Raw genomic sequence first — 9,411 nt, forward strand, 5'->3', positions numbered from 1 at the left:
TTTCAAATGCCCATACCGTTAATAAAACGTAAAAGGGTTTACTTCTAATGTGATATATACCAACGTTAATCGACAATATATAGAATAAACATTAAAATATTGCCCATATGAAAAATACAAATTATTGCCTCTCATTATTTATCGCTCTATTAATATCTAATATTTCCGGAGCAACAGCTCAAACATCAGACCGATTCACATTGCCTACACCATGGGCTGAGAAAGCTCTTCTCCAAGAAGTCCCCTTACCTGAATACCCACGTCCACAGATGGTCAGATCCGAATGGATGAACCTAAACGGACTATGGGATTATATAGGAGGCAAAGATCTTACAAGCCCTCAGAATGTTGATACACCTCTAAATTTTCCTGTAAATTTCGAAAAAATACGAGTTCCCTTCCCTCCCGAATCCGAGCTTTCGGGCATAGCTCGTAATGGTGATACAAATCTGTGGTATAGACGAAATTTCACAGTTCCAAAAGCATGGAAGGAGAAACGAGTTTTACTACACTTTGGAGCAGTAGACCGTATTGCCACTATTTTTATTAACGGTAAAAAAGCAGGACAACACATAGGGGGATATGATGCTTTTAACTTTGACATCACCGATTATCTAAAATCGGGAGAGAACACGTTGATTGTAGGATCTTACGACCCTAATGACGGAAAAGCCGCATGTGGAAAAAACGGACCTAAAGGAGATTATACTTATACATCAGGAATATGGCAAACAGTCTGGCTCGAACCTGTTGAAAAAGAGCATATCGCCCAAATAAAACTTATACCAAATCTGGAAAAGAGTCAACTAGAAATTATTGCTTTTTCAGGACAATCCAAATTAAAAGTAACAGCTATTGTTAAAAATGGGCAAACAGAAATTTCTAAAAAGGAAGGTACAACCAATGAGGAATTTTATCTTCCAATAGAGAATCCTCATTTATGGAATCCTGAAGATCCCTTCTTATATGATCTGACACTCGAATTAAAAGATAACAAAGGAAACGTTTTAGATAAAATAGATTCATATTTTGGCATGCGCTCTGTTAGTATAGGTAAGGTTAATGGAATCAACCGAACTCTTCTGAATGGTAAGTTTGAATTCCAAATAGGTCTTCTCGACCAAGGGTATTGGCCCGATGGAATTTTTACTGCCCCTACAGATGAAGCGTTATTATACGATATTGAGTTAGCTAAAAAAACAGGCTTTAACGTAATACGTAAGCATATAAAAGTTGAACCTCAACGTTGGTACTATCATTGCGATCGTTTGGGTCTGCTTGTGTGGCAAGATATGCCCAACTTGTGGCATCCCGACGATACTGACTCTATTGCTGTACGTACTCAATTCAGAGCTGAGCTAAAAACAATGATAGATCAGCATATCAGTTCACCATCTATTATTATGTGGGTTCCATTTAATGAAAACTGGGGAGCGTTTGAAGCTACTGATATAACAGCTTGGGTTAAGCAATACGACCCATCACGTCTTGTAAACGGCATATCTGGTTATAACTATGCTCCGGGATATCGTCCTGCCTATGGAGATCCGGGTAATGGTGATTTTGTAGATTTACATCATTATGGAAAAATCGAAGATAAAGCCTTGCCTCGCCCGGACGAGAACAGAGCTGCTTCATTAGGTGAATTCGGAGGTAAAGGTTTGTTTGTACGAGATCATTTATGGCCTGTTCCGAACAACGCATATGAAATGATGATAAATAAAGAAACCCTGACAGACACTTATGTACTAATGATGAATGAAATCGAGCAACGTATGAAATATAGGGGATTAAGTGCTGCTATCTACACGCAAACATCAGATGTGGAACATGAAATAAATGGATTAGTAACTTACGATCGAAAGGTAGAGAAGATGAATTTTGAGAAAGTGAAATATATAAATGAAGAAATAATAAAAAGCAGCAAGGAGATAAAAGATTAGCAAATAATTGATAAAAAAGGCTTGCTCTCGAATGAAAGCAGCCTTTTTATATTTCTAATTAGGGTTAAAATAAGAACTTGACACCAACACTTAATTCACCAAATTCGCTGCTGGAAATTGAATTACCATTGATTCCCCATGAACTGGAAGTTTCTCCACCTTTCGGTTTTTGACTCGAATATCCGGCATCTACAAGAACAAATGAAGCTTCTACCGTAAACCAACTATTAACTATAAGATCGAACCCGGGAGCCAACTGAACATGTGCACCAAAGTTGTTGGTTTTAAATTCACCCACCTTAGTGCTACCAAAGCCAATCGGCAAAGCAGCCTGTCCAAAGAAATAAAGCCCACCGGAGATATTCCAGTATTTTCGAGCAAGAGGCATGATAGTAAAATTATTTGTCTTGCTACCATCATTTTTCACATGTGTATAACCCAAAGCACCACCTACAGCTACCGACGGCGAAATAAATGTTCCCACTAACGGCATAACTGTATAAGCATCTGTTTTTTCTTTTTCACCACTGGCATAACTCTTATCACTATTGATAGTTAAAGCACCACCAGTAAACCAAGTTCCTTTTAGTCCGTCCTGAGCATTCAAAAACAGACATACAAGAGCAAACGCTCCCATGAGTAATGATTTTTTCATAAAGTTTTTTAATTTAGTTACTACTATCATTGTGTTTCACTGCATAACAAATATACGTTATTTTTTCGTAAATTTTAAATTTATTTGGTAAATAAAATAGAATTAGATTTACATATGATAGCTTTAAGGCTTCAACAAACAAGTTCGCTCCATAAAAAAAGTGCAACCATATTATTAGTCGCACTTCTATTTAATGTTTTTTATATCTACTTGAGTTCTGTTATACCCCAATGAATAAATGTACCTCTGGCGCCCCATCTGGACAAATTGACACGCCCCAATAAATATTTATTATCGGATAATAACTTTCGGGCAAATGTAGGAGCAAATGATTTACGCACCTCTTTATCTTCTTTAAATAATTCTTTAAAAGAAAGTTCACCTTTATTATCAATTCTTACCATCAATGGTTGAGCTTTATCAGACATCTTATCTTTCACATGCTCGTTATACAATATATCTATATTGTCTTCATCATCTATAGAAGCATAATAAGATCCAAATAGTCGCTCTGAATTTACTAAACGTTGAGCTTTGGGTATTTTTTGTACCCAACGAATAGAACCATCGGTATTGAAAGTAAGTATTATAATATCATTAAAATTATAATAATAATATGTAGAAACCATATTTCCATTCCTGACCGTTTGAGTCTGAAGTTTAAATTTTTCAGCAATCAGTGAAAAGCCTCCATCTTTACGCTGATATTTTTTATCAATGTAATATCTGTAACCCTCATCAAACTCTTTTCCTTTATCTTTATTTTCCATCATCTTCTCTGCGTCTTTATCCTTCATCCCCATTGTGATAAAGTCTTCATCAAATTCCTTTTCATCTTTCGACAATAAAGTTCCTAATTGAGGAGAGAAAATTTGCGAGAATGTACCTGAAACGCTCATTTTACCTGGTGAAGAATAAAGTCCGGCACAAATAATTTCACCGCTCGGACTACATATGATGGTTTCGTTACGAGCATACTTATCTCCTGAAAATACAACCTCCTGAACACGAGGTTCTCCATTATTTACAGGAAAGCAAGTTAAATAAAGGTTCCACACCTCATTCTTCTTGTCATATCTATTTTGACCGAGATACACATTACCTTCGTCATCGATAGTATAATTACCCACAAAGACCTCTTTTCCCTCTATGCGTGGAAAATCACTCTCACGAGTCCACAGAGGATTAAGATCCTTGTCGAAGACCTGAATACCCATACTTGTTATTGTATTGCCATCTACAATTGAATATGACAACAATATGCGTTCTTTATTAGGAGAAACTGTAACTACAAAATTATCCAATTTACTCCCATCCACATCCTTATAACTTATTTCACCTATCTTTCGGGCATCTTTATTATATTCAAGCTTTTCTTTATTCACTGTTTCCACAAAAATATAATGCCTTTTATCCTTTTTATTTTGAAATGATGAGAATATATAAAGACGATCATCCAATGCTCTTACATGACGCCAATCACGCTTCGCACCACCATCTTTCAACTCCAACTTTAGATCTTGAGGCTTTCCTGTCAACATATCCATTTTTACCAGATATGAGTGGGACTTACTGAATGTACCTTCAGCAGCTGTTTTATACAAAAAAATAAAGGAATTCTCTTTTGTATCAAGATGTGTAAGGGTATTTACAAACCCTTTTGCCATGTGTTGCTTTTTAGTCCATTCAATTTTTGGCTCTAAACTGGTTTGCGCACAAATATTCATTACTGATATAAATATCAATAAGAAAAAACTCAAAATAGTAAATAATCTTTTTCTCATAGTATGTCTGTATAGTTTAAAAAATTCATAATTTATCTTCTATCTGCTTTTGAATCTATACCCGAGTTTTAGTGAAAAGGGCAATAGAAAACGAATCTTGGCAGGCTCCGAATTCCCTACCCCATCACCAGTAATAATACCATGAGCCTCATAATCTATATCAGTTTTACTACTAGCATCGAAGATATATGATTTTTTATCCTTCGAATCTTGTATAGTAGCTCCTATTCCGAGAGATACATCAAGCACTAACCCCGAATCCCAAGTCCATTGCATTCCTAAATTTGTAGAAAAATCAAACAAATGAATTTGTGCGGGATAAACTTTATAGCGTAGTGGTAGTGCCCAATAGAATCCTTGAGACTGCTCACTTAAATAATATTTGGGATTTACCATAAAACTGTATCCTGTTCTAGGATCATCGAAAGTGAAATCATCATCGTCTGGATTAGTTAATAAATCATACAGTATAGGATCTTTATAGGATGGCAGTAGCAATCCAACGCCAACTTCAAGTGCGAAATTATCACTAAAAAGACGTTCGACACTTGGCGAAATTTCTCCTTCATAAATAGAAGAAATATTTATCTTAGCTGTATATATTGAAGTAGATATTCCGCCATCATCTAAATATTTAAGAATATCCGTGTTCGTCTGAGAAACAGACGACAAAGCATTTACTAGAAAAAATAGTAATAATATGAACCTAATTATTTTCATAGTACCAATAAAATGTTGTAGTTTGTTATATAATATATCCATTATTTCGAACAGCTAAAACACAAAATAACCTACTAGTTGTATAAGTTATATACAAATACGTATTCAGACTATTACATATAGCCTTGTTGTATTTACTTGATTAGCTATATTTTCGGATGTAGTTTAATCTGTGTAAAACTTAATTATACCATTCTGTCTTCATAGTAAAGTTTTCGTGCTAAACATCATACCGTCTTAAGCTTTGTAACAGTTCAAAGATATAAAAAAAGGTGAATTATTCAAAATTCACCTTTTTTATATTTAGAAGTTAACTTATTTTACTCTGCGTTCAATGTAAAACGTTTGAAACCTGTAACAGCTAATTCTTTATCATGCGCTGCAAGATATTGAGCAATTGTCTGCTTAGGATTTTTAACGAACTCTTGTTGAAGAAGTGTAAATTCTTTATAGAACTTAGTCAATGCTCCTTCTGCTATTTTCTCGATCAAGTTTTCAGGTTTACCTGCTTCACGAGCTTTTTCACGAGCTATGCTAAGTTCTCTTTCTTTAATTTCTTCTGAAACTTCTTCTGCTACAAGTGCAACCGGATTCATAGCTGCAATTTGCATAGCTATATCTTTAGCTACCTGAGCATCGACATTCGCCTTATTGAAACCTACGATAGAAGCAAGTTTGTTTCCTGGATGTACATAAGCAACTACTGTAGGAGCTGTAATTTGTTCGTAAACGTTCAATTCCATTTTTTCACCAGTAACACCCATTCTGTCTGTTACTAATTCCGAGATTGTACGGTCACCAACTTTCAAAGTTTTTAATGTATCTAAATCAGCAGGTTTGTTAGCTAATGCAGACTCAAGAATAGACTTTGTCATACCAACGAAATCTGCATTCATTGCAACGAAGTCTGTTTCACAGTTTACAGCAACAATTGAAGCGAACTCACCATTTGTTGCAGCTAGAACACAACCTTCTGTTGCATCACGATCTTCACGTTTTGCTGCAAAAGCTTGTCCTTTTTTACGTATTATTTCGATTGCTTTATCAAAATCTCCTTCTGCTTCTGTCAAAGCATTTTTGCAATCCATCATTCCTGCGCCAGTCATTTTGCGAAGGTGTTGGATATCTGCCATAGAAATAGCCATGTTTTTCTCCTTTTTATTTTAGTTTATAATATATACTTATTTTAGAAAAGAAAAGACCAAGAAATAGTCTCTAAGAATACTCCTAGAGGCTAATTCTTAGTCCATAGTTATATTTTACTCTTCTTCTTTTGCAAACTTGCTAGCTACTGCTGCATTGATTGCATCTTGATCTTCTTTTTCTACAACAGGTTTTTTAGCGCCTGTTTTAGCTTTACGCTCTCTCTTTGGAGCTCCGCTTTCTTCATCTTGAGCTTCGGCTGCATTAGCATCAGCTTTTTCTATCTTTCTCTCTTCCAAGCCTTCTTTGATAGATTCACAAATATTGCCTAAGATAAGTTCGATAGATTTACCTGCATCATCATTAGCTGGGATAACGAAGTCGATATCATCAGGGTTTGAATTTGTATCTACCATAGCAAACACAGGTATTCCAAGGCGATTAGCCTCTCTGATAGCAATATGTTCTTTCATTACGTCCACAACGAATAGAGCTGAAGGAAGACGTGTCAAATCCTGAATAGAGCCTAAAGTCTTTTCAAGTTTTGCACGTTGACGAGTCACTTGAAGTCTTTCTCTTTTTGAAAGAGTATCGAATGTACCGTCTTTCACCATTTTATCGATAGTCGACATTTTCTTTACAGCCTTACGAATTGTAGGAAAGTTAGTCAACATACCACCTGGCCAGCGTTCTACAACATATGGCATATTTACAGATTGCGCCAAATCAGCAACAACTTGTTTTGCTTGCTTTTTTGTTGCTACAAATAATATTTTTTTACCAGATTTAGCTATTTGCTTCATTGCAGCAGCAGCTTCTTCTGTCTTAGCTATTGTTTTATATAGATCAATGATGTGGATACCATTGCGCTCCATAAAGATATAAGGAGCCATTGCCGGATTCCACTTTCTTTTTAAGTGACCAAAGTGTACACCAGCTTCTAATAATTGGTCGAATTCTAATTTTGCCATTTTTAGTTTTTTGTTTCGTTTACTTTCTTTTTCTGTTAGCGAATTGTCGGGTAGCTCTTCACAAGAAGTCCCGGCAATTTAGATACTAAACGTAATTTAAGAGATGAGGCCGACTCATCATATATTAACCAACCTATAACTTTTAAGCGGCAAAAGCCGTGAAAGCGTAATTGGGTAAAATAATATCCAAATTAACGTTTTGAGAATTGAAATTTCTTTCTTGCTCCTGGTTGTCCCGGTTTTTTACGTTCTACAACACGTGGGTCGCGAGTCATAAATCCTTCAGCTCTTAGAGCAGACTTATCTTCTGGATTAATCTTAACTAAGGCGCGAGCGATACCTAGACGAGCAGCTTCTGCTTGTCCTTTATATCCACCACCATTAAGATTGATCTTTATGTCATATTTTTCAGAAACAGCTAATTTATTTAGCGGTTGTTTTACAACATATTGAAGAATAGTTGAAGGGAAGTAATTGTCTAGTTCACGTTTGTTGATCACTATCTTTCCGGTTCCTTCGCTTACGAATACGCGAGCTATTGCAGCTTTACGTCTTCCTATTGCATTTACTACTTCCATTAATAATTATTTAAGAGAGTTAATATCAATTGATTTTGGTTGTTGAGCCTCATGTTTATGCTCTGTACCTGCATATACATAAAGATTCTTAAGAAGAGCAGCACCAAGGCGATTTTTAGGCAACATACCTTTTACGACCTTATGTACTAAGCGATCAGCTCCTTTCTCCAACAATACGGCTGGAGTTGCTTCTCTTTGCCCCCCAGGATAACCTGTATATCTAAGATAAACTCGATCATTCCATTTGTTACCTGTAAGAACAACTTTATCAGCATTAATAATGATTACATTGTCACCACAGTCTACATGCGGAGTAAAACTTGGTTTATACTTCCCTCTCAGAAGTTTTGCCACTTTGGAAGCCATGCGTCCAAGTGTTTGGCCTGTTGCGTCAATCACAACCCACTCTTTATTTACGGTTGCTTTATTCGCTGAAATGGTCTTATAACTTAAAGTATCCACTTACTTAAAAATTAATTTGGTTAATGACTTTTTTTGACTCGCATCACTTTTATCCGCTTATCGAGCTAAGATATAATAAGCGATAATTGTTTGCTAATCAATTTTTTACGTTTTATTTCGTAATAATCGGCTTGCAAAATTACAAATAATCAGCGGATTAACAAAAAAATAATAGCATAAAAAGTAAGACGAGAGTACTAATCTTTAGATTTGCATTCTTCTTTTAATTTAAACCCGTCCTGAAGATTTATCCCTCGTGCCTCTAAACACTTATAATCAGTAAATTTCCCTCTATGTTTATTTACTGTCGATGGTAATCTTTCAAGCGTAACATCAGCATAACTAATATAAATTACAATGCCATTATTTAATTCATGGGGCACAAAAAGCTTATCCATATCCGGATTCACAATCTGGGATATACATTCGCGTGTATAAGGCTTTATTAATATACTAGAATACGGACGAGGAACAGATTCTACTTTATGTGCACTTACTGTTTGATAATTATAATATGAACGTCGGACAGTCCAAATAGTGATATAAGTAAAAAACAAACACACTACAGTTACTAAAGTAAAACGAGGGTAATATATACTTTTATCACCTCTCCCTCCTCCGATTATAATCATAAACGCTATGAAAACACAAGCTATAGCTTGAATAAATCTTATATCCGGCCCATTCAATATCCATATTATTATAGTAGAAACAACTACAGCCCCTAAAAAAAAATAACTAAAGGGCATTTTTTTCCCTTGTCGGAAACATTTATAAAAAAAGAAAAAAGTAGATAAAATGGTTAATACATATATAGCCAGAGTTAATATATTGATAAACAGCGGGGATCTATATCTATATTCAGGATGTTTAATTAAGAAATTTAAATACTCGTATGGAACAAATCGTATATAATCTTTAGCTTTTATAGCAACTTCTTGGGGTAATTTCCAATCGAAAGAGAATAAATCGATCTGGTATATAGGATATACCAGATAGCCCGATAGAATAACATTTCTTATCAACCATGGGATACATAGGAGAATACTCAAGACAGCAAAAAATATTAAGACTTTATATTTTCTTTCTTTTATAAAGATATATATAGATATAAAGCAAAACGGAAACATCGAAATTTTACATAATATCATAAAC

Annotated in this window: 9 protein-coding genes; 1 reads left to right on the forward strand and 8 read right to left on the reverse strand. The window is 35.1% G+C overall.

What is annotated here, in order from left to right; all coding sequences use genetic code 11:
* Positions 1-107 precede the first annotated feature (107 nt).
* The gene (locus JGH11_RS09975; protein ID WP_201111440.1) at positions 108-1,943 is read left to right on the forward strand and encodes a glycoside hydrolase family 2 protein; all 1,836 of its coding nucleotides are present in this window, start codon (positions 108-110) and stop codon (positions 1,941-1,943) included.
* Between the two features lie 64 nt (positions 1,944-2,007).
* Here the strand turns inward: JGH11_RS09975 and JGH11_RS09980 are convergent, their stop codons facing one another.
* The 8 genes from JGH11_RS09980 to JGH11_RS10015 form a co-directional block, all read right to left on the reverse strand.
* Entirely contained in the window at positions 2,008-2,598 is a 591-nt protein-coding gene (locus JGH11_RS09980; protein ID WP_236263950.1) for a hypothetical protein, read from the reverse strand.
* Positions 2,599-2,804: 206 nt separating this feature from the next.
* Positions 2,805-4,382 carry a hypothetical protein gene (locus JGH11_RS09985; protein WP_201111441.1) on the reverse strand — a complete coding sequence of 526 codons (1,578 nt, stop codon included), beginning with the start codon at positions 4,380-4,382 and terminating at the stop codon, positions 2,805-2,807.
* A gap of 39 nt (positions 4,383-4,421) precedes the next feature.
* Positions 4,422-5,102 carry a hypothetical protein gene (locus tag JGH11_RS09990; RefSeq protein ID WP_201111442.1) on the reverse strand — a complete coding sequence of 227 codons (681 nt, stop codon included), beginning with the start codon at positions 5,100-5,102 and terminating at the stop codon, positions 4,422-4,424.
* Positions 5,103-5,422: 320 nt separating this feature from the next.
* A complete protein-coding gene (gene tsf / locus JGH11_RS09995) occupies positions 5,423-6,247 on the reverse strand; it encodes a translation elongation factor Ts (RefSeq protein WP_201111443.1) in 825 nt (274 codons plus the stop codon).
* Between the two features lie 114 nt (positions 6,248-6,361).
* The gene (gene rpsB / locus JGH11_RS10000) at positions 6,362-7,216 is read right to left on the reverse strand and encodes a 30S ribosomal protein S2 (RefSeq protein ID WP_201111444.1); all 855 of its coding nucleotides are present in this window, start codon (positions 7,214-7,216) and stop codon (positions 6,362-6,364) included.
* A gap of 191 nt (positions 7,217-7,407) precedes the next feature.
* A complete protein-coding gene (rpsI, locus tag JGH11_RS10005) occupies positions 7,408-7,794 on the reverse strand; it encodes a 30S ribosomal protein S9 (protein ID WP_201111445.1) in 387 nt (128 codons plus the stop codon).
* A gap of 6 nt (positions 7,795-7,800) precedes the next feature.
* Positions 7,801-8,256 (reverse strand): 50S ribosomal protein L13, encoded by a 456-nt coding sequence (gene rplM, locus JGH11_RS10010; protein WP_201111446.1) that lies wholly within the window; start codon positions 8,254-8,256, stop codon positions 7,801-7,803.
* Between the two features lie 197 nt (positions 8,257-8,453).
* On the reverse strand, positions 8,454-9,411 hold a 958-nt coding region (locus JGH11_RS10015), incomplete at its 5' end, for a hypothetical protein (RefSeq protein WP_236263951.1).

Origin of the sequence: Dysgonomonas sp. Marseille-P4677 (assembly GCF_016652235.1) — a bacterium.
GTDB lineage: Bacteria > Bacteroidota > Bacteroidia > Bacteroidales > Dysgonomonadaceae > Dysgonomonas.

Excerpts from the sequence above, each read along its gene's own strand:
- JGH11_RS09985 (WP_201111441.1), bottom strand. The coding sequence starts at position 4,382 with ATGAGAAAAAGATTATTTACTATTTTGAGTTTTTTCTTATTGATATTT.
- JGH11_RS09980 (WP_236263950.1), bottom strand. The coding sequence starts at position 2,598 with ATGAAAAAATCATTACTCATGGGAGCGTTTGCTCTTGTATGTCTGTTT.
- JGH11_RS09975 (WP_201111440.1), top strand. The coding sequence starts at position 108 with ATGAAAAATACAAATTATTGCCTCTCATTATTTATCGCTCTATTAATA.
- JGH11_RS09990 (WP_201111442.1), bottom strand. The coding sequence starts at position 5,102 with ATGAAAATAATTAGGTTCATATTATTACTATTTTTTCTAGTAAATGCT.
- tsf (WP_201111443.1), bottom strand. The coding sequence starts at position 6,247 with ATGGCTATTTCTATGGCAGATATCCAACACCTTCGCAAAATGACTGGC.
- rpsB (WP_201111444.1), bottom strand. The coding sequence starts at position 7,216 with ATGGCAAAATTAGAATTCGACCAATTATTAGAAGCTGGTGTACACTTT.
- rpsI (WP_201111445.1), bottom strand. The coding sequence starts at position 7,794 with ATGGAAGTAGTAAATGCAATAGGAAGACGTAAAGCTGCAATAGCTCGC.